This window comes from Lentzea sp. NPDC005914 (assembly GCF_040629405.1).
In the GTDB taxonomy this organism is placed as follows: Bacteria; Actinomycetota; Actinomycetes; order Mycobacteriales; family Pseudonocardiaceae; genus Lentzea.
The window spans coordinates 26639-49276 of record NZ_JBEXVQ010000037.1; the positions used below are offsets into that span (position 1 = coordinate 26639).

The window sequence follows — 22638 nt, forward strand, 5'->3', positions numbered from 1 at the left end:
GTCACCTGTATTCGCCGCGGAAGAAAACCAGAGGCTCCTCGCCCGCCGAGGCACCGGCGTCCAGCACGCGCCCGACGAGCACCCGGTGGTCGCCGACGTCGATCGTCTGCTCCAGGCCGCAGTCGAGGTAGGCGAGCGCGGAGCTCAGGATCGGTGCCCCGGACACGCCGCAGCGCACCGGCAGGCCGTCGAACCGCCGGTCGGACGGCCCGCAGAACTGCCTGGAAAGCGCTTCCTGCTCCCGGCGCAGCACGTTGACGGCGAACGTCCCGGTGCGCTCGATGTCCTCGCCGGTCGCCGATCCGTGCTTGGCGCACACGAGCACCAGCGGCGGCGACAGCGAGACGCTCGTGAACGAGTTGACCGTCATGCCGACGTGCCCCGCCTTCCCGGCGGAGGTCACCACGGCGACGCCGGTTGCGAAGTGCCCCAGCACATCGCGCAGCCGCGTGGAATCAATGTCCTGTCGGGTCGCGTCCATCGTCCCCTCCGATCCTGCTGGTCCGTCTCCACGGTGCGGCGCGCGATCACGGGCGTGCCATTCACCCGCCGGTTCCTGCCAGCCGTGCCGCTGGCAGCAACGTGTCGGCACGTTGAGCGCGACCGGCTGAATGCGGTTCCGTCGAAACCAGCGGAAGAAGTGTTGGCCTGAAAGGAGACCGGCCGAGATGGAGCGATCTGTGCGGGACGCCGTCGCCGGTGTCGCGGTGACCGAGCTGGACTGCGTCCTGGTCAACCTGGCGGTGCTCGCCGACCTGCACCACGGCCGGGACAGCCATCTCGCGCTCGGTGAGCGGCTGCGGTTCGAACCGAGACACGACGAAGAAACCGGCCTGCCCACGGTGGAGCCGACGACGCGGACCCGGTTCGCGGACGCACGATCGTTGCTGGGCATCACGCTGGAGCCGACCGGCGATCTCGTCGATTCGACGTCGCCTGTGTTCGTGCTCGCCGACGCTCACGACCTGCCGTGGACGCCGTACCACCGCAGGCAGCACATGGAGCACAGCTTCCTCGTGGTGACCGGACCCGACGGCGCGCGGGTGGTGGACGCCTACCACAACGACACCCCGTGGGGACCCGCCCGGCCGGGCGAGTGGCCGCTGCCGGCGCTGGAGAACGTGCGGTTCAACGCTTTCCGGACCCGGCCTCGCACTCCCGCGGCGCCGGACGCCCGCCAGGAGACCGGCGACGCCGACGAGTACGTGAACGCCTACCGAGAACACGAGGACCAGCGACTCGCCGTCACGAGGCTCACCCTGGAGACCTGGCTGCTGACGCGGTCGCGGTCGTTGCACGCCCGATGGCTGGCACATCACGAACTACCCGCGGCGGAGCGGTTCGCCGAGCACGCCGCGCGTTGGCGGCGGTTCGCCGAAGAGGTCTACATCGCGCTGCGCCGCGTCGAACGCGGTCGCGCCCAGCCGAGCGGACTCCACGACCGGCTCGCGGCGTTGCTGCACGCCGACACAAGTGCGACCAAGGAGGAGGAAGCGTGGACGCTCATCGAATCGAAGCACTCGTGAGGGACACGGTCACCGCGGTGCTGTCCGTCGACCCCGCGACGCTCACGCCGGACCTGGACCTGGCCGCGCTGCCCACTTTCAGCTCGTTCCGGATCGTCACGATCCTCGAACGGGTCGAGGACGCGCTCGGCGTCGAGGTCGACGCCGACGAACTCACCCCGGACAACCTGCACCGGCTCGACACGCTGTGCGCGCTTTTCCTGCGCGCCAAGACGAAGGTGGCGTGAACGATGACCACAGTTCTGCACGACCTGCTCGACCAGGCCGCCGCACGTGATCCGGACGCGCCCGCCGTGAGCGGGAACGGCGTCTCCTACACCTACGGGCAATTGCGGTCGCGCAGCTTCGCTGTCGCGGCCGCGCTGATCCGCCGAGGCCTGCGCAGAGGCGATCGGGTGGTCGCCGTGACACCGAACGATCCGCGGCTGGCCGCACTCGTGTTCGGCGCATCCCGTGCGGGCACACCGGTTTCGGTGGTGCACGAGGAGACCGGTGCACGCACCCTGGACCACATCCTTGGTGACTGCGAACCCGGGCTGCTCGTGTCTCCGGCGACTCTCGGAACGGACGTGCCGGTGGTGCCGCTGGAAGAGCTCGTCGAAGAGTCCGATGTGGACGTTGAGCTCACCGCGCCGCTGGAGATCGACCCGGCGCTGCTGATCTACACGTCGGGCACGACGGCGATGCCGAAAGCCGTGGTGTCGACGCACGCGCAGGTCGTGTTCGCCGCGAAGGCGATCCAGTCCAGGCTGAACTACCGCGCGGACGACGTCGTGTACTGCCCGCTTCCCCTGTCCTTCGACTACGGGCTCTACCAGTTGTTCCTCGGCGCGTTGAGCGGCGCGAGCGTGGTGCTCGGTGCCGCGGCGGAAGCCGGTCCCGGCCTGCTGCCGAACCTCCGCCGGGCCGGGGCGACCGTGCTGCCCGCGGTGCCACCGGTCGCCGCGGCGTTGTTGCGGCTGCTGCGCCGTGATCCGCTCGACACCCCGCCGTTGCGGCTGATGACCAACACCGGTGCCGCGATGTCGCGCGAGGTGCTGGCAGGGCTGCGCGACCTGCTGCCGGACCTGCGCGTGCAGCTGATGTTCGGCCTCACCGAGTGCAAGCGAGTGTCGATCATGGCTCCGGACGAGGACTTGCGGCGTCCCGACGCGGTCGGCACACCGTTGCCCGGTACCGAGGTCTTCGCCGTCGACGAGGAGGGCGAGCGACTGCCGGACGGCGAGGTGGGTGAACTGGTCGTGCGCGGCCCGCACGTCATGGCCGGATACTGGCGGCGGCCGGAGCTCAACGCCCAGCGGTTCCCGCGCTCGGAGGGGCTCTTCCCCGCACTGCGCAGTGGTGATCACGGCTGGGTCGACGCCGACGGCTACCTGCACTTCCTCGGCAGGCGCGACGACATCTACAAGCAGCAGGGCTTCCGGGTGAGCGCGATCGAGGTCGAGGCCGCCGCGCGCCGGATCGGCGGTGTGGACGCGGCGGCGGTGCTCCCACCGTCGCCGGATCGGGAGCACGCGGTGCTGTTCGTGACCGGAACGGTCGCCGACGCCGGTCAAGTCCTGCGGCTGCTCGCACACGAGGTGGAGAAGTTCAAGGTGCCGGCCAAGTGCGTGCTCGTGGAGCGGCTTCCGGTCAACGCCAACGGGAAAACCGACAAGAAGGCGCTGAGCGCCGCGCTGAAGGAGGGTGTCGATGCCTGAGCTCGACCTGGCCGAACTCGACACGCCGGCCTACGTTTACGACCTGTCCGCCGTGCGGGAGTCGCACGCCCTGCTCAGGTCGTTCCTGCCCGAGCCGAGCACGCTGTACTACTCCGTCAAGGCGAACCCGCACCCCGCGGTGCTGACGTGCCTGCGGCAGCAGGGATGCCGCTGTGAGGTCAGCTCCGTGGGCGAACTGCGGTCCGCGCTGTCCGCCGGCTTCCCGGCCGCGGAGATCCTCTACACGGCACCGGCCAAGCGCGACGAGGACGTGCGATTCGCTGTCGCGAGCGGAATCCGGGAGTTCTCGGCGGACTCGCCGCGCGCGCTGGACCAGCTCGACGTGATCGCCCGTGAGCACGGCGCGCGGTTGCGGGTGTTGTTGCGGGTCAACGCGAAAAGTCCGGTTCCGGGCGTCGGTCTCCCGATGACCGGTGTGCCGTCGCCGTTCGGCGCCGACGCCGACTGGATCGACGGCAGTCCCGAGGAGTTCATCGGGCGCGACCACATCGAACTGACCGGACTGCACCTCTACCTCGCCACGAACGTCGGTCACGAGGACAACCTCGTCGAGCAGTTCGAGATCGCGATCCGGGCCGCCGTGCGGGCGCAGGAACGGCTCGGCTTCCCGTTGCGCGTGCTCGACCTCGGCGGCGGTTTCGGCGCACCCTATGCGCACGTCGGGGAGTTGCCGCGGTTCCCGGCCATGGCCTCGCGCGTGGAGGCGTTGCTCGACGAGCACTTCCCGCGGTGGAGGCGGGGCACTCCGCGGATCGCCTTCGAGTCCGGCCGCTACCTGACCGCCACCTGCGGCCGGCTCGTGACCAGGGCGCTCGAGGTGAAGTGGTCGCAGGGCAAACGGGTCGTGGTGTTCGAGTCGGGCATCAACCACCTCGGTGGCATGTCCGGCCTGCGGCGGGTGCCGGCGATCGCGCCGGACCTGGTCGCGGGCGACTCGGTCGACGACGCCGCACACGAGGACGCGGCAGCCGTCGGGCCGCTGTGCACTCCGCTCGACAGCTGGACCCGTGCCGCCGCATTGCCCGACTTCCAGCCGGGTGACGTGGCCGTGGTGCCGAACGTCGGCGCATACGGGCTTTCGGCGAGCCTGGCGCTGTTCCTGAGCCATCCGATGCCGGCTGAGGTGATCACCGACGGCGGACGGATGTTGGAGAGCAGCAGGCTGAGCGTCACCCGCGAACATCTCGGCGTGCCGATGACGGCAGGTGATCACCGATGACCGCGCAGCTGACCAGGACGCTCGACCAGCGCGTGGCCGAGGTGCGTGCGGTGATAGCCGAGCACTGCGCCGACACCGATCGCGAGGCGCGGTTCCCCACCGAGGCCTTGCAGGCCATGCGCGACAGCGGGTTGCTCGGCCTGGTGGTGCCCGCACCGGACGGGCTGGGTGGCGGGTTCGCGGAAACCGTGCGCGTCAGCGAAGCCCTGGCCCGCGAGTGCATGTCGGCCGGAATGGTGTTCGCGATGCATTGCCAGCAGGTGGCCACACTGGTTCGTCACACACGGGACGGCTTCGCGGACGGGTTGCTGGCGCGGATCGCGCGCGGCGAGGTCTACCTGGCGTCGGTGACCACCGAGGCGGGCAAGGGCGGCCACCTGATGTCATCGGAGTCGGCTCTGGGGTCCGCCGACGGCGTGCTCCGAATCGAGAGGTTCGCTCCGGTCGTCACCGGCGGGGCGCACGCCGACGGATTCCTGATCACCATGCAGAGCCCCGACGCGACCACCCCGGGGCAGGTCTCGCTGGTCTACGCCGAGCGCGACCAGCTCGACCTCACCGCGGCCGGGGACTGGGACCCGCTCGGCATGCGGGCCACGCACAGCATCCCCATGCGGATCACCGGTGAGGTGCCTGGATCGCAGGTGGTGGGCGAGCACGGGAAGTTCCCGGACATGGCGGTGTCGGTGTTCGCGCCCTACGCGCACCTGGGATGGGCGGCGTGCTGGCTGGGTACGGCTTCCGGGGCGCTGTCCCGCGTCGTGCGGGAGTTGCGCGCCGACCGCAAGCGACGTGATCTGAGTTCCGATCTGTTGCTGCACCGGCTTTCCCGTGTGCGCGAGCGGCTCGACGGTGTGCACGCGCTGATCCAGCACGGTGTTCGTGCACTCGAAGGTGGTGCCGATCCGCGGTCGAACTCGGTGCAGCTGTTGCTGAACGCGGTCAAGCTGACGGCGTCCGAACAGTGCGTGGCCGCGGTGGACGACCTGGTCGAGCTGATGGGACTGCGACACGGCTACCTGCGGAACTCGCCGCTCGCGCTGGAACGTGCGCTGCGGGATCTGCGGTCCGCGTCGCTCAACTACGCCAACGACCGGCTCCGCGCGGCCGACGGCGCTCTGGTCCTGATGGATCCGGAGGTGCGCTTTGCCTGACCTGACCCGTGAGGTGTGGCGCGACCTCGGGCAGCAGGGCGCGTTGCGAGACCTGTTCGACACCAACGGACGGCCGGACCTCGGCCGCACCCGTGCTCTGCTCGCGCAGGTGGACGGCCGGTGTCCGCTCGGCGTGACGTTGAGCGTCTGCGTCCAGGTCTCGTCGGTGCTGCCCGCGGTCGTGCCGGAGAAGGCGGACGCGGTGCGCAAGGCCGCCGAGGCGGCGCTGCGCGGCGAGGTGGTGATCGGACTGGCCGCCACCGACGAGGGCGCTCCGGGCTCCGACCTGTCCTCGCTGACCACGTCGATCTCGTTCGACGGCGACGCGGTCGAGGTCACCGGCGGCAAGCGGTGGATCGTCAACGCGGTCGGCGCCGATCACTTCCTCGTGCTCGGCAGGCACCGGGAAGGACATCACTTCACGGACTTCACGACGGTGCTGGTTCCGGCGGACGCGCCCGGTGTGCGTGCGCGCCCGGCCGGCACCCGGCTGTTCGACGGATCGGGCGTCGGGCACGTCGAGTTCGACCGGGTCCGGGTGGACCGCGGCCATCTGGTGGGACGACCTGGCCAAGGCATGAGGTGCTTCGTCCGAGGCATGGTCGGCGAACGGGTCGCGGGTGGCGCCTGGGCGGCCGCGTTGCTGCGGAGGGTTCTCAACGACGTCCAGCGCGACCTGCTGACATCGCGCAGGGGCGCCGTGCCGTTGTGGGAGAGCGAGGTTGTGCGGCACCGGTTCGCTCGCTGCGTGCTTGTGCAGCGGAGGCTGGACGCGTTGTGGCGCAACGACTCTTCGGCGGCGCACGCGCTGGTCGTCAAGGCGGCGGCCGCCGAGGCGGTGGACGAGGTGCTGGGAGCGTGCGCCTCGTTCGGCGGCGCCGACGCGTTCGACGAGGGTGGACTGCACGAACTGCGTGCCGCCTCGTCGATGTGGGGCGTGGCCGGAGGAACGACGGACACCATGCTGGCCTCGATCGCCGACCACGCCCGCGAGTTGCTGGAGCCGCTGCCATGACCGTGCGCGTGGCGGTCGCTCGCACGGCTACAACGGATCGACGTGCCGCCGCACGCGCGTTGCTGCGCGACCTGGTCGGCGCCGACTGCGTGATCGCCTCGGAACGGAGCGGGCGGCCGTATCTGCCGCAGTGGCCGCGGATCGGCGTTTCCCTGTCGTACTCGGACACGCTCGTGGCCGTGGCCGTCGGACCCGGCCGCGTGGTCGGTGTCGACGTCGAGGAGACCGTCGAGTTCGACCCCGGTATGGCGCGGCGGTGTGGCGCGCCGGAGCTGGTGACGATGCCCCCGGACCGGCGGGCGCGGGAGCTCACCCGGATCTGGACGGTGCAGGAGGCCTGTGTGAAGGCGGCCGGACTAGGACTGCGCGGCAGCCCGTGGACCGTGCCGGTCGGTCGCGCACTGCACGGCAGTTGGCGCGGGCTGAGGTGGATCAGCAGACCTGGCCGGGAGTTCACGGTGTCGTGCGCGTTCGGCCCGATGGAAGGTGAGGAGACATGACAGCGTTCGAGATGTTCGACGCCGCGGCTCGGCGACACCCGGCCGCGGTCGCCCTGGAGGCCGGTGGCAGCACGCTGACCTACGCGGAACTGCGGACCGCGGTGGAGAACCTCGCGGGCAGGCTCCGGGGAGCCAACCGGGTCGGGTTGCTCGCGCGGCGCGACGTGCCGACCTACGTCGGCTACCTCGCCGCACTGCGGGCCGGTGCGGCGGTCGTACCGCTCAACCCGGCGTTTCCGCGGGCGCGCAACGAGAAGATCTGCCGGCTCGCGGGTGTCGACCTGATCATCGGTGCCGGGGCCGACGTCGTGCCCGGTCCGGGTGGCGCGCCGGCGGAGCCCGAGACGGCGTACGTCCTGTTCACCTCCGGCACCACCGGCACCCCGAAGGGCGTGCCGATCACGCACGCGAACCTGAAGGCGTACCTGGACCACAACCTCGCGCGGTACGACCCGGGACCGGGCTGCCGCTTCTCCCAGACGTTCGACCTGACCTTCGACCCGTCGGTGTTCGACATGTTCATGGCGTGGACCTCCGGTGCGACGCTGGTGGTGCCGTCGCGTGAGGAGCTCGCCGATCCGGTGGGCTTCGTGACAGGCCGGCGGATCACGCACTGGTTCTCGGTTCCGTCAGTGGTGTCGCTGGCCCGGCGGATGCGCAAGTTGCCTCCCGGCTCCATGCCAGACCTGCGACTCAGCCTTTTCGCCGGGGAACAACTCACCGTGCAGCAGGCGCGCGCGTGGCATCAGGCCGCACCCGGCAGTGTGATCGAGAACCTCTACGGCCCGACCGAGCTCACGATCACCTGCACCGGCTACCGGCTGCCCGCGAACGAGGACGACTGGCCGAGCACGCCCAACCAGACCGTGCCCATCGGCGATGTCTATCCGCACCTGGAACATCAGGTGCTGGACGGAGAGCTGTGCGTGCGCGGCTCCCAGCGCTTCCGCGGTTACCTCGACGACGCGGACAACGAGGGCCGGTTCGTGCCCGACGACCGGGTGACGCCGCAACACTGGTACCGCACGGGCGACCGCGTCAGGGCCGAACCGGGGTGCGGCCTCGTCCACCTCGGCAGGCTCGACCACCAGGTGAAGATCCACGGTTACCGCGTGGAGCTCGGCGAGATCGAGGCCGCGCTGCGCGACCACCCCGCCGTGCAGGACGCCGTCGCGTACCTCGACGATGACGACCTGCGCGTCGCCTACACCGGTACGCGGACCGCACCCGCGACGTTCACCGAGATGCTGGGCCAGCGTCTGCCGCGCTACATGGTGCCGGACGGCTACGACTGGATGAGCGAACTTCCCTTGAACCCCAACGGCAAAGTCGATCGCGCACGCGTACAGGCGGTGATCTCGTGAGGATTCTGTTCGAACCACTGGCGGGCGCGATCGGACTCGGCGCCATCACCCGCTGTCTCGCACTGTCCGAGCAGGCCGTGCTGCGCGGCCACACCGTCGCTTTCCACGCCCAGCCCTACCCGCTCGTCGAACGGCATTCCCACGGCCCCAGGTTCGACGCTCCCGTGCCGACGCGCCCGCCGGGCGTCCGCGACCCGCAGTCGACGAGCTTCGCCGAGGCGATCCACCTCCGCGGTCTGGCCGAACCGGGCTACCTCGAGACCGCGATCGCCGCCGAACTGGACACCATCGACCGGTTCCGCCCTGACGTCGTCGTCACCGAATGGCAGCCCACCGTGCCGATCTCCGCGCACATCGCCGGTGTGCCGTTCGCCGCCACGCTGGCCACCACCGAACTGGCGGTGCTGGTCGGAGACCCACCAGACCCCGCGTTCCGCGACGTCGACGCCACCATCGCGTCCGCGTGCCGCGACCACGGTGTCCCGGAACCAGGCAGTCTCGAGGAGCTTCTGCACTGCACGTCGGTGGTCAATCTCGCCCCCACCACCGAGCTTCTCGAGCCGATGCTGGCCTCGGTGCCGCGCACCCGCTACGTGGGCCCGCTGTTGTTCGCACCGCTGGAACTGACACCCGCACCCGAACTGCCCCAGAGCGAGGTGCGCGTACTGGTCTACGTGGGAGCCGGCGCGGTCAAGGTGCGTGAGCTGCTGCCGGTGCTGGCCAAGGCGTTCCCGGCACCGCGGCACAGCGTCCTCGTCGCCGCACGGGAGTCCTCAGTGGATGGTCTGGACACCCCGTTCCAGCACGAGAACATCACCGTCGCCCACGAACCAGGTCTTACCCGCGCCCTGCGGGACAGCGACATCGTGGTGGCACGCGGATCCCAGAACGCCGTCGCGGCCTGCCTGCTGGCCGGCGTGCCGGTCATCGGCACGCCCGGAACCAGGGACTCCGAGCCGTTGTTCAACATGGGCGTGCTCGAAGGGCACGGCGTCGGCCGCACGATCCTGGGCACCCCGACCGCGACCGACCTCGCCGATGCGGCCGATGAACTGCTGAACGGCGGTGCCGCCCACCGCGCGGCACGACTTGGTGACGCGTTGCGCAGGCACGGCGGCGCGGTAGAGGCCGTGCGTGCGCTCGAGGAATCAGTGGCAGGGCTGTCGTCGAGGGATCAATGAGCTGCGCCACCTCGGCCAGATGCGCCTGGATGGTGTGTTGGAACACCTGATCACGGCCGTACTCGCTTGGTTTCGTATGCCCAGATGGCGGGCAACGGGTCAGTGCGACCTCTTCCTCCCGCTCGGTCCGTGCGACGAGTGGTTGAGCTCGCTTCGAGGAGGACGCGGAGTCGGCGAAGCGGGCGAGCAGGCGGGCGGTGACGCTGGGGGCGATGAGGGCGTCGCCTTCGGCGGTCGCGTGGACGGCCTGGACCAACAAGGTCGGGTCCTGCGTCCTTGAGCAGGAAGCCCCTGGCGCCCGCTTTCAGGGCGCCGCTGACGTGGTCGTCGGTGTCGGAGGTGGTGATGACGACCACGGCCAGCGGATCCTCGACATCGGGTCCCGCGAGCAGGCGGGTCGCCTCGACGATCGGCATGACAGTCCCGATGTCGTCCTCGTGTCGCTGGCCACTTCAACCGCGTACGCGCCCAGCAATGCGCGACAAGCCTCGCGAACGGGCGAACCTCCGTGAACGATCTTCGGAGCAGCACTGCACGCGCTCAACACCGACATCCCTGCCGCGGTAACGGTCCCATGCATCCAGGCCGACCTTTGCACCCCCGTAGGGCAAACTAGCCGTACCCGCACAAGCAGCCGCGTCGAAGCCCTGCTCGGCGACGCGATGTGTGATCAGCAGCCTTCAGCCCGCATGCGGAGGCAGTGCAGTGGTCAGGCCGTGCTGGAAGGCGTAGGTGACCGCTTGGGCACGAGTGCGAGCGCCGATCTTCGCGAACAGGTTGTTGATGTGCGTCTTCACCGTTGCTTCTGTGACGCAGAGCAGCTGCGCGATCTCGTTGTTGCACCGCCCCTTCGCGATCAACCGGAGCACATCGATCTCTCTTGGCGTCAGCCCGTTTGCTGTGCGGCGCCGGGTTTCGCCTGCGACTGCCATCGCCACCAGCCGTTGCTGGACGATCGCGTCGAAGTGCGAATCCCCCTTCAAGACATCAGCGATCGCCTGCGCGATCTGGTCCGCGCCAACGTCCTTCGTGAGATAGCCGTGCGCCCCCGCGCGTAGAGCCTCGGTCACCGATTCGTCATCGCAATAGGTTGTCAGCACGAGGATCTTGGTGCTCGGCCTGCTCGTCAGGATGCGCCGCGTGGCCTCGACACCGCTCATCCTCGGCATCCGCAGATCCATGAGCACCAGATCCGGGCTCATCTCAGCCACCAGGTCCAGCGCCTGCTCGCCGTCGGCTGCCGTGCCCGCGACGCTGATGCCTGGCAACAGGTCGAGGATGAGCGCCAAGCCTTCACGCACGATCGTCTGATCGTCGACCACGAGCGCACTGGCCGAAACCTCGCTCACGCCGGCACTCGCAGTCGTACGCGGAACCCGGTTGCGTCCGGAGCGGCCACCAGTTCACCCCCTAGCAGTTCGGCGCGCTCACGCATGCCCACCAGTCCGTATCCCTGCCCCGTTCTCCCATCACCACGGCACTCGAACGAGCCGGTGTTGCGGACCTCCAACTCGACCCAGCCCTCGTTGCGGGTGAACGTCATGGACACCGCGGCATCCGGTGCGTGCTTGCGCACGTTGCTCAGCGCTTCCTGCGCGGTGCGCACCAGGGTCAGCGCGACCTCCGGTGCGAGGGAGGGCTCTTCACCGGTGTCCGGAAGTGCCAGGTAACACCGCTTTCCCGTTGCCTCGTGGAACTCTGTGGCCAGCTTCCCCAATTGCACGGTCAGCGGTTCCTGCGTGCCGCGTAGCGCCTCGACTGCCTGCCGTGCTTCTTCCAGACCACGCCGTGCCAGATCACCGGCCATCGCCACGCGATCCAGCACCAACTCCGTGTCGCCCTGTTGCTCCAGCAGCAGGCGCGTCGCCTCCAGGTGCGCGATCTGCCCTGACAAGGAATTCGCCAGCACATCGTGGATCTCGCGAGCCAAACGCCGCCGCTCGTCGATCACCGCCTGATCGGATCGTTCCTTCTCGGCCACCTTGTCGTGTGCCAGGGTCACCCGCCGACGCACCAATGCGGACATGAGGAACAGCCACGCCAGGAAGATCGCCAGGAGCGGTTCCAGGCCGGGGACCGCCACCGAGTAGACGATCATCGGCCCCATCACCAGCGCCGCACGTTTCCACGGCACCCGGAATGGCGCGACCAGCACGATCAGGAACAGGATCGAGGTCCCGAGGGCGGCATTGCCTGATTCCGTTGTCAAACCGGCGATCAGCGCACAACCGAGCAGGAATGACGGTCCTGCAACACCCTGCAGCAACAGGAAGAAGCATCCGAACGCGATCAGGAACGCGCTCGCGAGCGCCAAAGATCCCAACTTACTGCTCGAAGCCACCAGTGATTGAGTCAATCCCCAGATCAGGTAGGCGAGGAGCAGGCCTTCCCGCACGCTGCGCCACAGGCGGGCCCGGCGATCCATCTTGCCAGTTTACCTGTGCGTCAAAGGATCCAGCGACCACCAGACGTAGCAGTCGCCCCTCCACCCACGGGTGGAGAACGCCATTTCCACTCCTGGGGCCATGACCGGCCGATCACCAGCCAGCACGATTAGCGCTGCCGCGGCAAAAGGCCGTCCGGCAAACACCGTTCCTCAGCCGAATAGGAGAAAATCATGAAGCTTTCACAATTCTCCACCGCAACGCGCCGCAGCCTCGGGGCTGTCGTCATCACCTCCCTGCTGGCCCTTGGCGGTGTGGCGGCCGGCATCGCGCCGGCCTCCGCCGCACCGACCGCCCCGTCCTGCATCAACCGGCAGGTCATCCAGTGGTACTCCGTGATCCTCACCAACAACTGCCCGCAGGGAGCCGGGTACTACTTGAAGGTCATCTTCGACAACGCCCCCGACAGCAACTGCTTCTGGCTGGCGTCCGGGGACTCGCGGCGAGTCGACGGCGACAGGCGCTTCCCCTTGATCCAGTACAGCCGGACGGTCATCTGCGGTTGATGGCCCAACACGCGGTCAGCGTGCTCTGGCAAAGGTGAGTCCCTTGTGTGAGAGAGAGAAACAATGCCTCGAAACAATGCATTGATCCGCTCGGCGCTCGCGATCGCGGCGACGCTGGGAATGGTCATGACGCCCATGTCCGCCGCAACAGTCACGCAAGCCGCGGCGACACCGACGACGGAGGTGTCAGCCGCCGCACCGTGCCCTTACTCCGGCATCCACCCGGTGCTGCAGAACGGCAGTGACGGGGGCGCCGTCAAGCACCTGCAGTGCCTCCTGCGGCTCTGGGGATACACCGCGGTGGCCGTGGACGGGCATTTCGGCCCGATCACCGAGTCCGCGGTGGAGGCGCACCAGCGGGACTGCAAGATCCAGCGGGACGGTGTCGTGGGGCCGGAGACCTGGCGGCACCTGCACCTCGACACGACCACCGACGAGTGCACGGACTGATCATGAAACCGACACTGATGTTGATGACAGTGGGACTAACGGTGCTGGCGAGCGTCGATACCCCCACGTCGGGTACAGCCGCTGTGAGCGCTCCGGTCGCGTACGTGGACACGGCGCCGGTGACGGCGCCTCCGATGGGAGAGGTCGCGGCCGCGCGCACGGCCGCCGTGCGGGGCGGTGCAACACGCACCGGCCCGCCACCCGCGACGACCAGCGAGAGGTTCTGGGAGCTCCAACTGAACCTGTGCAACAGCGGATTGCCTGGGGTCGGCTGCTACTCGCACGGCCTCTCGATCATCGAGGGTGGCGATCTGATCTACGCGCTACGTCCGAACCTCGTGACGCTCAACGAGATCTGCGCCGACGACCTGCCCGAGTACCTGATGCCGTCGCTGGCCGAGGCGTGGCCGGAAGACTGGGTGTACTACGTGTTCATGCCGGCGATCGCACGGGACAGCGGCCAACCGATCAAGTGCAGCAACCAGCAGGACTACGGCAGCGCGGTGCTCGGCCGCGTGCCCGCCGCCGGCTACCGGGGTGTGAACGGGTGGGGCGGCAGGTACACGACGCAGGACAGCAGCAACGAGCAACGCACGTTCGCGTGCGCGTACGCCATCGGCGACCACCTGGGATGTGCGACGCACCTGTCGGCGAAAAGCGAGCCGGTCGCGCTCGCCCAGTGCCGGGCGCTGTTGTTCGACGCGGTTCCGCACATCCGGTCCGTCGAGGGGGTGAGCGGGAAGACGGTCGTCGGTGGCGACTTCAACCTGCAGTACGACACCTCCGATCCGGAGAACGTCCAGAACTGCGTGCCGTCCGGCCACGTCCGCAAGGGGGACGGCGACGTGCAGCACGTGGTGTTCTCCAACGACATCGCCTTCGTCAGCACCACGAAGTACGGACTGACCTACACCGATCACGACGGGTTCCTGGTCCGCCTGACCAAGCCGTGAGCACATGCTCGTCGCCGGGATGCGAGGTGGAGCCCACTCCGCCTCGCATCCGTGTTCGCCTCGCGTGCCGGTTGACAGACCGCCATCGGCGGCCTGTGGGGTGCTAGGACTCTGCAACGGCCGCTCACCTGCAGCCATCGCCCTTCAGCCACCGGGGGCCTGGCCTCGCGACCGATCACCGAGACATCGCGCGAATGAGACTGAGGCGCACCGTCTCAGGCCCCGTAGAACAGCGCCGCCACTACTCGCGAGTTCATTTCGGCAGAGGCTGACTGCCTGACACCACCCGAACGACTGAAAACTCTATCTCATTTGGCCCCGCATGTTTACCCGAAGATAGGCGTCAGATACGTTCGATGATCCTTGTCGCGCCGCTCCGGGAATAGTGCATGGATGATCTGGATGACTTACTGCAGGTAGTCCGCGAGCTGAGCGAACGGCCGAGGTGGAGGTGGCGCAAGGAGGATCGCGATGACCTGCGTGGCGAGCAGGCGCTGCCGTTGCTCTGCCTGATCGGGTCGTCGGATGCCACCGAGGCGGTGGCGGACGCGCTGCAGGCAAGACTCCGGCCCGACCCCGCCAAGGTTCGGCACACACCGCGCAGGCTCGTCCCCTCGGCGGCGGTGGACGCTGACGACGGCGTCGTCGATCCCGCGCAGGGCCGTCCGCTGCTGCCCCTGCTCAATCTGCTGGTCACGCGGCTCGGCACAGACCGATACGGCGCGGGCCGCGAGATCCCCTTTCACACCTTCCGCCTGGTGGATTGGCTGACCAGGCACCAGGCGTCCACATTGGACCGTGACCAGCAGATGCCGTTCCGCGGCAAGCTTCTCGAGTGGTACTCGCCGCCCGCGAACGAGGGCGAGGACGTGGTCGGGCCCGCACTGGCGGCGGTCACCACGGACAAGACGCTGGCGCTGACCAGGTTGGTGCCGGGGACGGCGCGCATGCTCGGGCGGTGGTTGTGGGTGCATGGGCTGCGCGGCGGCGAACCGAGGTGGATGATGCGCCAGCCGTACATGGTGCCCGCGCACTCGGCGGGGTTCCTGCGGTTCGCGCGGCGGCTGACCGTGGACAACCGCGAACACGAGAACCTGCGGCAGGTGAAACTGTTGCTGGTGCACGCTTTCCTGCGTGACCTTCGGCTCTTCTACGGCACCCGCACGTGGTGGCTGCGCCGGTGGCGGCGCACCGGGTATGTGACGGTGGTGCTGCGCGGGATCACCGAGCTCAACGGCGGGTGGGAGCTACTGCGTCTGATCAACGACGTGCGCAACCAGACAGGCGCGCACGACCCACTGCTGGTCGTCGCCACCGCGACCGGTGAGCCGGAAGGGCTGAGCCTGCGGGTCGAGCCAGTCAGCGCGATCAAGTCCACCGTCGCTTCGTGGAAGCGGCAACTGCCGTGGAAGCGGCAGCAATTCGAGCCGACGGCACGGTTCGTCGCTCTCCGGCTGGAGCGGCCGCCTGTCGTCCCCGACATGGTCGGCGAGTGCTGGGAGCCGCGCCGGATGCCGTGGTTCGCGAGAAAGCCGGTGATCGTCGCCGCCGTGCTGGCACTGCTGGTCGGCACCGCGGCGGCAGTCGTCCCAGCGTGGCTGCGAACGGAACCGTGTGAGGGCGCGGAGATGCCGTCAGCGGCCACCGTGTGGATGCCGGAGACGTCCGAGTGCATCGGATTCAGCGCGGCGGGCTTCATCTTCGGCAGCACGGACAAGCTCCGCAGGGCACAGGAGGCGGTGTTCGAACAGAACGCCGTGGCCCAACGGTTGCACAAGGAGAACCCAGGCCGACCGGTGCTCACGTTGGTCTACATCGCCGAGCTGACCCATCCGACGATCAGAGAGGGTACCGACGACGCGGAGGCTGAGGAGTTGACCGGGCTGCTGATCCAGCAGGCGGAGGCCAACACGATCGGCAACTCGACCGATGACGCGCTGAACCCGTTGCTGCGCATCGTGATCGCCAACGGCGGCTACCAGATGAAGCACGCCAGACGCACGGTCGACCAGTTCGTCGTGCCGCTCGCCGAACGCGACGACACGGTGATGGGCGTCGTCGGCGGAGGACGTACCGTGGCCGAGACCGAAAACGCGATCGGGGTGCTGGGCGCGCACGGGATTCCTCTGCTGGCGACGACTTTGACCGGCGAATCGCTGCACACACTGTCGTCGTTGTACTTCCAGCTCTCGGCAGGCAACGGCCCGCAAGCGAAGATGATCGCCGAGTACGCGGCCTCTCTTGGCAAGTCGCTCACCGTCTTCCACCCAGATCTGGCACAGGAACCAGACGAGTACCTGCAGTCGCTGCACGACCAACTTGCCGCATTGCGTTCGGAGCGGACCCGGATCCAGTTCACCCAGTGGCGCACGCCATCGACCGCCGATGTCAAGTGCGGCACCGATGACATCGTGTTCTACGCGGGGCGTGAGACCGGATTCACCGACTTTCTGAACAAGGTGCTGGACACATGTCCGCTCTCGACCCGGCCGATGGTCATCGGCGATGACGCGATCACGAGGTTCATCGCCGAAGGGGAGAGCCGTCGTTCCACGAAGTTCGCGGGCGCCTCGCTCGGCTACGTGTCCCTCGCCAACCGGGTGGTGCTCGCCGGAAACTCATGTGTCGCCACTGGTGATCCCGACCCGGCCGCCCGGCCGGACAACGAACGACCCATGGTGAGGTTCTGCAAGGGGCTGAACGGCCTCTACTCCCCCAGAGGCGACAGGCCGCCGGCGTGGCTGGCGTTCGGAGCGGAGCTCACGAGGCACGATGGCAACCGCCGCTGGACAGGGGAACGGGTGGGCATGGCCTACGACGCGGCCGGACTGTACGTCTACGCCGCGACTCGCACCAAGCTGCGGGTCTTCTACAACCCCGACATACGCAATCCGCACCGCGCGACCGTCGCGCAAGAATTCCGCGAGTTCGACTGCACCGGCGAGGCGAACACCAACTGCTTCAAGGGTGTGTCCGGCTGGATCGACTTCCGCAGCGGCCGCGACGGGCGGCACCGGCCACTCGCCATCCTGACCATCAAAGACCTCAACGCCACCGACGTGAATCCGCTGTGCACGTTTCGCTTCCAGGACAGCGCACCCTGCCCATGACAGTGTGGTGCGGTCTGTCGTGGAAGCGGTGCGTAGTCGCCATGGCGAGCGGTTCTACGCGGCGGCGCTGAATCACATCTATCGAGAGCAGGACGGCCTGATCGGACTTCCGTGACTCGGGATCAACAGCGTCGAAGCGTTGGCGCGCGAGCCGGCCGGCCTTCAGGCGCAGCTGCGCTGGAACGTCCCGGACTGGAACGGCTTTCGCGTGGACTGGCTCCCAGCCGACCTGGCTGGACCGTGGGAGACGGCGCTGACCGCGGAGGCTTGTTCCGGCACGACTCGCCAGTGGCAGCAGACATCAAGCGCGTGCTGACCGCCGGTGAGGTGCGCCGCCACTTTCCGGAGTTGGACGAGCAGACCGTCGCGCTGTCCCGCATCGAGTCACTGCCACCTGCAGAGCGCGCCGAGCAACTGGTTCGTCTGTTGGGCACCTTCGACGGCCCCGTCACTGCCGAGGACGCCGAGTCAGCTCTGCGTGATCTCGGACCAGCGGCCTTCCTGCCTCTGATCGACCTGCTCGACTCCCCTGACCACGGCTGGCGAGCCGCCAAGCTGCTGGCGGAGATCGGCCGTCCCGACAGCGGCGTCACTCGGCGTTGCGCAACGCGTTGACGCGAAGAGGTGCTGCCGACCAGTACTGGGTCGCGATGGCGCTGTCCAGGCTCGGCCGGCTCGACCTCGTGCTCGACCAGGCCGACAACCTCCCACCAGATGTGGTGGTAGCTGCTGTCGCGGCGCCCTGCACCGCCTTCCGCGACCGCGCGGTCTCCGCGCCAACGCTGGACTACCGGCCCCTGGCGGACTTCATCGAGCACCGACCGGTCCACGAGCAACACCTGGCCACCAAACTGGCTCCCGGCACCAGCTACTGCACCATCACAGTCGACGAGGTCGACGCGGCGGCGGCGAACCGTGGCAGGACTGGCTCACCCGCCGGGCCCGCACCTACCGCCAGTCCCTGCTCGCCCACCGCGACGGCGCACGCATCGTCGCCAGTGCCGCCTGGCTCAGCCCGGCAACCATCCAGATGTTCAACGACGAGCTGGCCGCCCTGGTCGACGCAGGCACGTCGGCACCCCTGCTGGTAGCGATCCGCGAAGGCGGCACCACCACCGGCGACGACACCTTCGAACACGGCCTGCGAACGCTCATCGCGGGCACAACCGACACGCTCAACCCACGACCGTCCAACCACCCGGCCTGACCGGTCCAATCAAGCCAGACGGCGATACCACGAACCGGCGACAGCCCAACCACGCGACGAGACCATTGAACCAGCGCGAAAAACGAAGGATCGGCGAGACAACCCCGGACCAGCGTGCTTCCAGGCGGCGGACCTGATCATCCGCCCGACTCCGCAGCAAGCCTGCCGGTGTGGTCGTCGGCACCCCGCACAGACCAACCAGCCAGTGCAGGTGGAACGTCGCTGTGCACGGCCCGTCCGCCGAACGCACTCTCATGCCGATGAGTGCGCTACCGCGGCAGCTGCCGGGTGATGTCGACCGGCCGCCGCGTCGCGCGCCGGAGTCAGTTCGATCAGGTGTACTCGCATGGGTGGCGGCCCGGCGGACAAGCTCACGCCACGCCCCGGAACCGGATCTCCTCGATCGGCATGGCGAGCCGCAGGCCCGGCAGGCGGCGCAACAGCGTGGGCAGCGCGATCTCCAGTTCGGCGCGGGCGAGGGTCTGGCCGAGGCACTGATGGACGCCGTGACCAAAGGCCGTGTGCCCCAATACTTTTGCGGTCGATGTCGAGGATGTCGGGGGCGTCCAGGAACGCCGGGTCCCGGTTGGCGGCGGACAAATTCATGATCAGCATTTCACCGGCTTCGACGAGGGTGACGCCGATCTCGATGTCGTCTTTGGCCACCCTGGCGACGAGGCTGTGCACGATCGTCATGTACCGCAACAGTTCCTCGACCGCGCCCGAGATCACCTCGAGTGAAGGGATTCGACTCGGGGCCATGGTCCTGGCGCGTCACTCTCGCACCGCCGGAATCCGGTCGGCGTCCGGCGTGGTCGCCGATGAACTGCGCTCTCAGGGCGCGGGCACGGCACCGATCTGCTGCAGCACGCCGAGGAGATTGGGCTGACCCCGCTCCTTGATGATCTTTCCGTCTGCCAGGTAGTAGAAGTTCATGGCCTGGACCGAGATCGTCTTCCCGCTGGCAGGGACTCCGAAGAACTCGCCTTGGTGCGTTCCGCGCATGGTGAACCGGGCGGCCACCGTGTCGCCTTCGGTGACGGTCTCTTCCAGGGTCCACCGGACATCCGGGAAGCCGGCGCGCATCATCGCGATCAGCTCCAGGTAGCCCTCGGGCCCCCGCAGCGGTTCCGGGTGGCTTGGCGCGTGGAACTCGGCCTCCGGGGCGATGACCTCGCGGGCAAGGTCCTCATCGGCCGTGTTGATGAACTCGACGAAGCGACTCATCACGGATTCGGTGGACTGCGGCGACATGTCCGTCCGCCTCTCTTCTTGCACGTGCTCGCCACGAGCGAGCGGAAGCCCGACCGTACATCGATTCGATGTCTGCATCGAATCGATGTAGGGTTGGACCATGGCCATGCTCGACCTGGCAATACTGGGCTTCCTGACCCAGCGGCCGTTGCCCGGACACGAACTACGCCGCCGCGTCTCGGAGCTGATGGGCTACACCCGGCCGACGAGCGACGGCAGCCTGTATCCGGCGATCAAACGTCTTGCCGCGGCGGGCCTGTTGAACCGGCGCGCGGACCCCGCGGCAGGCGCGGCCCGCTACATGCTGAACATCACCGCCGCCGGCCACGCCGAACTGCTCAGGCGGCTTCGCACGCCGGCTGACCACGAGATCAGCGACTTCACGCGGTTCTTCACGGTATTGGCGTTCCTGTCCCTCCTGCCGGACGTTGACGAGCAGCATGCGGTGCTGCGGCGGCGACTGGAGTTCCTGGAGACACCGGCGAGCTTCTTCTACGACGGCGACCGGCCGTTGCGCGCCGAGGAGATGGCCGACCCCTACCGGCGCGGCATGCTGCTGACCGCCCGTGCCATCAGCAGCGCCGAACGCGCCTGGCTGCACCAGGTTCTGGACGAGCCGGTCACCGCGCGCGCCGAGACCGATCCTCCTGCGCTCGACAACCCGTCAGGCTGATCAACCCCGAAGGTAGCCGCCCCGTGCTTGCGTCCTGGTACGACCGCCAAGGCCCCGCCGCCGACGTGCTGCGTGTCGGCGAACTGCCCGACCCCACCCCCGGCCCGGGCGAGGTCCGCGTTCGCGTCACCGTTTCCGGGGTCAATCCCGGTGACACCAAGAAGCGGCGCGGTTGGCTCAACTCGTCGATGCCCTTCCCGCGGGTGATTCCGCACAGCGACGCCGCCGGGGTCGTCGACGCCGTGGGCGAGGGGGTGGACGAGCGCCGGATCGGACAGCGGGTGTGGACCTACGGCGCCCAGTCGTACCGGCCCTTCGGCACGGCCGCCCAGTACACCGTCGTACCCGCGGGCCTGGCCGTCCCGCTGCCCGACCACCTCAGCGACGAGCTCGGCGCAGCACTGGGCATCCCCGGCATCACCGCCCACCGCGCCGTGTTCGCCGACGGCCCGGTGGACGGCACACTCGTGCTGGTGCACGGCGTCCTGGGCGGGGTCGGCTCCCTGGCCGCCCAGCTCGCTCGCTGGGGCGGGGCGAGGGTGCTCGGCACGGTCCGGCGCGGCGCGGACCTCGCACAGGTCGACCCGGCCGTCGTGTCCCACGCCGTGGCGCTGGACCAGCAGGACCCGGCGGCGGCCATCCGCGCGTACGCGCCCGAGGGCGTGCACCGGATCGTCGAGGTCTCCCTGTCCGACAACGCTGACCTGGACAACGCCGTCGTGGCGAACGGCGCGGTCATCGCCGCCTATGCCACGAGGGCGGACCAGACCGAGATCCCCTTCTGGAACCTGCTGTTCAACAACGTCGTCCTGCGCCTGATCGGCAGCGACGACTTCCCCGAAGAGGCGAAACGCCAGGCAGCACGCGATCTCACCGCCGCCGCCTCCGCCGGCGCCCTGACCGTCGAGATCGGCGACCGCTACGAACTGGCGGACATCGCCAAGGCCCACGACCACGTCGACACCGGCAGCCGCGGCCGCGCCCTGGTCACCCTCCCCCAATGACCACAGCTGTCACCAGAAACGCCCGCAATTGCCGCGATGATGTTGCCCATGTTCTTGGCGCCCCCGGCAGGAGACGGAGTACGTCGAATGGAGGTCCGTGTGGGGAAGGCCGGAAGGGTGAACGCCGTATTTCAGGTCGCGTGGCGCGATCTCGGCGTGACGGCCGTGGTCTGGGCCGATGAAGTCGTCAAGACGGTGGATCCGACGCGGACCGCCTGATCCTGGGAGGGATCGCGTGACGCTTTCGCGCCGGGACGCCGTGGCGCGACCTGCCCGAGGAATGCGAGCCCTGGCAGACGTGGAGATTCCACCCATAGACTGGCTTCGTCAACGTTGGATGATCGTAAACCGTTGCTCCACCGGAAAAGGGCGACGCGGGTGATGAGATATCCGTTGTGGGTGCGGGTCGTCGGCGCGTGGATCGCGGTCTCTCTGACGATCGTCACGGACACCGCCGAAGCGTCGGCGTGTCCGGCGCAGCGTCTCGCGGTTCCCGCCTACTGGGGAACGGACGCCGCCGGAACGACACTGTGGTCGCGGCTGGGGAACGCGACGCCGACGGTGGGAACGGCGATAGTGGGCATAACGGCGTCCGGCCCTGGCCCGGTCCCGCTGCCGGAGGTCAGGCGGGTCGTCCGCCGCGCCAGGTCAGCAGGAGTAACCCTGCTGTCCTATGTGGACACGGGATATACCGGTCGCGATCCGGCCGAGGTCATGGCCGACATATCGAACGCGTTCAGGTGGTACGGAACCGACGGGATCTTCCTCGACCAGGTGTCGAACACCTGCGACGAACTCGGCTACTACCAGGCGCTGCACGACTACGTGAAGAACCTGAACCCCAACGCGCTCGTGGTGCTCAACCCGGGAACCAACACGGACGAGTGCTACGTGCGAGCCGCCGACATCCTGCTCACCTTCGAGGGCAGGTACCAGGACTACGTGCGATGGTCGCCCACTGGTTGGGAATACGGCTACCCGGCGAAGCGGTTCTGGCACCTGGTGTTCGACGCGTCCGACGCGAAGCAGATGCGGGACGCGGTCACCAAGTCCAGGCGGCGGCACGCCGGCCAGGTTTACGTGACCGATCACGGCATGCCCAACCCATGGGAAGCCCTGCCCACCTACTGGCGCGCGGAACGAGGGGCGGTGGCGGTCGGTCGATGACCGGCCCGGCAGCGGGACCCTACGACCGCGCCCGCAAGAACCTTGATCGACACCCGAACTACGTCTTGGCGGCGTACATGGCCATCCGCAACCTGACACCTGACGCACCGTCCTGCCGATGATCGGGTGCGACGGCGAACATCCGCTTCTGCCGATGTGAGTGAGTCCCGGTGACGGGTCACCGGGACTC

At 68.5% G+C, this 22638-nt stretch carries 23 protein-coding genes and 3 pseudogenes; 19 read left to right on the forward strand and 7 right to left on the reverse strand.

Annotation, left to right across the window (positions count from 1 at the left end):
- Window position 1 precedes the first annotated feature (1 nt).
- Window positions 2–481, reverse strand: coding sequence for a flavin reductase family protein (locus ABZ345_RS37610; RefSeq protein WP_359859513.1), 480 nt, complete (start codon window positions 479–481; stop codon window positions 2–4).
- A gap of 187 nt (window positions 482–668) precedes the next feature.
- Between ABZ345_RS37610 and ABZ345_RS37615 the strand changes: the two genes are divergently transcribed.
- Genes ABZ345_RS37615 through ABZ345_RS37655 form a run of 9 tightly spaced genes read left to right on the forward strand, consistent with a single transcriptional unit; the run spans window position 669 to window position 9680 of the window.
- Window positions 669–1526, forward strand: a complete 858-nt coding sequence (locus ABZ345_RS37615) for an acyl carrier protein (protein WP_359859515.1) — start codon at window positions 669–671, stop codon at window positions 1524–1526.
- Window positions 1496–1753, forward strand: coding sequence for an acyl carrier protein (locus ABZ345_RS37620; RefSeq protein ID WP_359859517.1), 258 nt, complete (start codon window positions 1496–1498; stop codon window positions 1751–1753). Before ABZ345_RS37615 ends, ABZ345_RS37620 begins: the two co-directional genes overlap by 31 nt.
- A 3-nt stretch (window positions 1754–1756) precedes the next feature.
- Window positions 1757–3226 carry an AMP-binding protein gene (locus ABZ345_RS37625; protein WP_359859519.1) on the forward strand — a complete coding sequence of 490 codons (1470 nt, stop codon included), beginning with the start codon at window positions 1757–1759 and terminating at the stop codon, window positions 3224–3226.
- Window positions 3219–4466, forward strand: a complete 1248-nt coding sequence (locus ABZ345_RS37630; protein WP_359859521.1) for a type III PLP-dependent enzyme — start codon at window positions 3219–3221, stop codon at window positions 4464–4466. The genes ABZ345_RS37625 and ABZ345_RS37630 overlap by 8 nt, the downstream gene beginning before the upstream one ends.
- Complete coding sequence (locus ABZ345_RS37635; protein WP_359859523.1) at window positions 4463–5620, forward strand: acyl-CoA dehydrogenase family protein; 1158 nt, start codon at window positions 4463–4465, stop codon at window positions 5618–5620. The genes ABZ345_RS37630 and ABZ345_RS37635 overlap by 4 nt, the downstream gene beginning before the upstream one ends.
- Window positions 5613–6635, forward strand: a complete 1023-nt coding sequence (locus tag ABZ345_RS37640) for an acyl-CoA dehydrogenase family protein (RefSeq protein WP_359859525.1) — start codon at window positions 5613–5615, stop codon at window positions 6633–6635. Before ABZ345_RS37635 ends, ABZ345_RS37640 begins: the two co-directional genes overlap by 8 nt.
- Window positions 6632–7135, forward strand: a complete 504-nt coding sequence (locus ABZ345_RS37645; RefSeq protein ID WP_359859527.1) for a 4'-phosphopantetheinyl transferase superfamily protein — start codon at window positions 6632–6634, stop codon at window positions 7133–7135. Before ABZ345_RS37640 ends, ABZ345_RS37645 begins: the two co-directional genes overlap by 4 nt.
- Window positions 7132–8499, forward strand: coding sequence for an AMP-binding protein (locus ABZ345_RS37650; RefSeq protein WP_359859529.1), 1368 nt, complete (start codon window positions 7132–7134; stop codon window positions 8497–8499). The genes ABZ345_RS37645 and ABZ345_RS37650 overlap by 4 nt, the downstream gene beginning before the upstream one ends.
- Complete coding sequence (locus tag ABZ345_RS37655; RefSeq protein ID WP_359859531.1) at window positions 8496–9680, forward strand: hypothetical protein; 1185 nt, start codon at window positions 8496–8498, stop codon at window positions 9678–9680. The genes ABZ345_RS37650 and ABZ345_RS37655 overlap by 4 nt, the downstream gene beginning before the upstream one ends.
- Before the next feature lie 106 nt (window positions 9681–9786).
- Here ABZ345_RS37655 and ABZ345_RS37660 read toward each other — a convergent pair.
- The 3 genes and pseudogenes from ABZ345_RS37660 to ABZ345_RS37670 form a co-directional block, all read right to left on the reverse strand.
- Window positions 9787–10087, reverse strand: a pseudogene (locus ABZ345_RS37660) (DNA-binding response regulator); the annotation flags it as partial.
- A 273-nt stretch (window positions 10088–10360) separates the two neighbouring features.
- Window positions 10361–11029 (reverse strand): response regulator transcription factor, encoded by a 669-nt coding sequence (locus ABZ345_RS37665; RefSeq protein WP_359859533.1) that lies wholly within the window; start codon window positions 11027–11029, stop codon window positions 10361–10363.
- Entirely contained in the window at window positions 11026–12105 is a 1080-nt protein-coding gene (locus ABZ345_RS37670) for a histidine kinase (protein ID WP_359859535.1), read from the reverse strand. Before ABZ345_RS37670 ends, ABZ345_RS37665 begins: the two co-directional genes overlap by 4 nt.
- Before the next feature lie 192 nt (window positions 12106–12297).
- Here ABZ345_RS37670 and ABZ345_RS37675 point away from each other — a divergent pair, with 192 nt between their 5' ends.
- The 6 genes from ABZ345_RS37675 (at window position 12298) to ABZ345_RS37700 (ending at window position 18350) form a co-directional block, all read left to right on the forward strand.
- Complete coding sequence (locus ABZ345_RS37675; protein ID WP_359859537.1) at window positions 12298–12630, forward strand: hypothetical protein; 333 nt, start codon at window positions 12298–12300, stop codon at window positions 12628–12630.
- 63 nt (window positions 12631–12693) lie between these two features.
- Window positions 12694–13080 carry a peptidoglycan-binding domain-containing protein gene (locus ABZ345_RS37680; protein ID WP_359859539.1) on the forward strand — a complete coding sequence of 129 codons (387 nt, stop codon included), beginning with the start codon at window positions 12694–12696 and terminating at the stop codon, window positions 13078–13080.
- Window positions 13081–13103: 23 nt separating this feature from the next.
- Window positions 13104–14033, forward strand: coding sequence for a hypothetical protein (locus ABZ345_RS37685; RefSeq protein WP_359859541.1), 930 nt, complete (start codon window positions 13104–13106; stop codon window positions 14031–14033).
- 389 nt (window positions 14034–14422) lie between these two features.
- Window positions 14423–17143: a hypothetical protein gene (locus tag ABZ345_RS37690; protein WP_359859543.1), complete on the forward strand. Its 2721-nt coding sequence runs from the start codon at window positions 14423–14425 to the stop codon at window positions 17141–17143.
- A gap of 288 nt (window positions 17144–17431) precedes the next feature.
- Entirely contained in the window at window positions 17432–17758 is a 327-nt protein-coding gene (locus ABZ345_RS37695) for a hypothetical protein (protein WP_359859545.1), read from the forward strand.
- Between the two features lie 256 nt (window positions 17759–18014).
- On the forward strand, window positions 18015–18350 hold the full coding sequence (locus tag ABZ345_RS37700) for a TetR/AcrR family transcriptional regulator C-terminal domain-containing protein (protein ID WP_359859608.1): 336 nt from the start codon (window positions 18015–18017) through the stop codon (window positions 18348–18350).
- Between the two features lie 371 nt (window positions 18351–18721).
- Here the strand turns inward: ABZ345_RS37700 and ABZ345_RS37705 are convergent, their stop codons facing one another.
- The 3 genes and pseudogenes from ABZ345_RS37705 to ABZ345_RS37715 all read right to left on the reverse strand — a co-directional run bounded on the left by ABZ345_RS37705 (window position 18722) and on the right by ABZ345_RS37715 (window position 19712).
- A complete protein-coding gene (locus ABZ345_RS37705) occupies window positions 18722–18880 on the reverse strand; it encodes a cytochrome P450 (protein WP_359859547.1) in 159 nt (52 codons plus the stop codon).
- 67 nt (window positions 18881–18947) lie between these two features.
- A pseudogene (locus ABZ345_RS37710) lies at window positions 18948–19112 on the reverse strand (cytochrome P450); the annotation flags it as partial.
- Between the two features lie 72 nt (window positions 19113–19184).
- Window positions 19185–19712, reverse strand: coding sequence for an ester cyclase (locus ABZ345_RS37715; RefSeq protein ID WP_359859549.1), 528 nt, complete (start codon window positions 19710–19712; stop codon window positions 19185–19187).
- Here ABZ345_RS37715 and ABZ345_RS37720 point away from each other — a divergent pair.
- From ABZ345_RS37720 to ABZ345_RS37735, 4 genes and pseudogenes are all read left to right on the forward strand, one after another.
- The gene (locus ABZ345_RS37720; RefSeq protein WP_359859551.1) at window positions 19705–20277 is read left to right on the forward strand and encodes a PadR family transcriptional regulator; all 573 of its coding nucleotides are present in this window, start codon (window positions 19705–19707) and stop codon (window positions 20275–20277) included. The two genes, ABZ345_RS37715 and ABZ345_RS37720, sit on opposite strands and share 8 nt — an antisense overlap.
- A 23-nt stretch (window positions 20278–20300) precedes the next feature.
- Window positions 20301–21281, forward strand: coding sequence for an NADPH:quinone reductase (locus ABZ345_RS37725; protein ID WP_359859553.1), 981 nt, complete (start codon window positions 20301–20303; stop codon window positions 21279–21281).
- 212 nt (window positions 21282–21493) lie between these two features.
- A pseudogene (locus tag ABZ345_RS37730) lies at window positions 21494–21592 on the forward strand (IS5/IS1182 family transposase); the annotation flags it as partial.
- 70 nt (window positions 21593–21662) lie between these two features.
- Complete coding sequence (locus tag ABZ345_RS37735; protein ID WP_359859555.1) at window positions 21663–22448, forward strand: spherulation-specific family 4 protein; 786 nt, start codon at window positions 21663–21665, stop codon at window positions 22446–22448.
- Window positions 22449–22638 lie beyond the last annotated feature (190 nt).

Coding starts and splice junctions, on each gene's coding strand:
- ABZ345_RS37610 (WP_359859513.1), bottom strand. CDS start 481: ATGGACGCGACCCGACAGGACATTGATTCCACGCGGCTGCGCGATGTG.
- ABZ345_RS37615 (WP_359859515.1), top strand. CDS start 669: ATGGAGCGATCTGTGCGGGACGCCGTCGCCGGTGTCGCGGTGACCGAG.
- ABZ345_RS37625 (WP_359859519.1), top strand. CDS start 1,757: ATGACCACAGTTCTGCACGACCTGCTCGACCAGGCCGCCGCACGTGAT.
- ABZ345_RS37630 (WP_359859521.1), top strand. CDS start 3,219: ATGCCTGAGCTCGACCTGGCCGAACTCGACACGCCGGCCTACGTTTAC.
- ABZ345_RS37635 (WP_359859523.1), top strand. CDS start 4,463: ATGACCGCGCAGCTGACCAGGACGCTCGACCAGCGCGTGGCCGAGGTG.
- ABZ345_RS37645 (WP_359859527.1), top strand. CDS start 6,632: ATGACCGTGCGCGTGGCGGTCGCTCGCACGGCTACAACGGATCGACGT.
- ABZ345_RS37650 (WP_359859529.1), top strand. CDS start 7,132: ATGACAGCGTTCGAGATGTTCGACGCCGCGGCTCGGCGACACCCGGCC.
- ABZ345_RS37670 (WP_359859535.1), bottom strand. CDS start 12,105: ATGGATCGCCGGGCCCGCCTGTGGCGCAGCGTGCGGGAAGGCCTGCTC.
- ABZ345_RS37675 (WP_359859537.1), top strand. CDS start 12,298: ATGAAGCTTTCACAATTCTCCACCGCAACGCGCCGCAGCCTCGGGGCT.
- ABZ345_RS37680 (WP_359859539.1), top strand. CDS start 12,694: ATGCCTCGAAACAATGCATTGATCCGCTCGGCGCTCGCGATCGCGGCG.
- ABZ345_RS37685 (WP_359859541.1), top strand. CDS start 13,104: ATGACAGTGGGACTAACGGTGCTGGCGAGCGTCGATACCCCCACGTCG.
- ABZ345_RS37690 (WP_359859543.1), top strand. CDS start 14,423: ATGGATGATCTGGATGACTTACTGCAGGTAGTCCGCGAGCTGAGCGAA.
- ABZ345_RS37720 (WP_359859551.1), top strand. CDS start 19,705: ATGGCCATGCTCGACCTGGCAATACTGGGCTTCCTGACCCAGCGGCCG.
- ABZ345_RS37715 (WP_359859549.1), bottom strand. CDS start 19,712: ATGGCCATGGTCCAACCCTACATCGATTCGATGCAGACATCGAATCGA.
- ABZ345_RS37735 (WP_359859555.1), top strand. CDS start 21,663: ATGAGATATCCGTTGTGGGTGCGGGTCGTCGGCGCGTGGATCGCGGTC.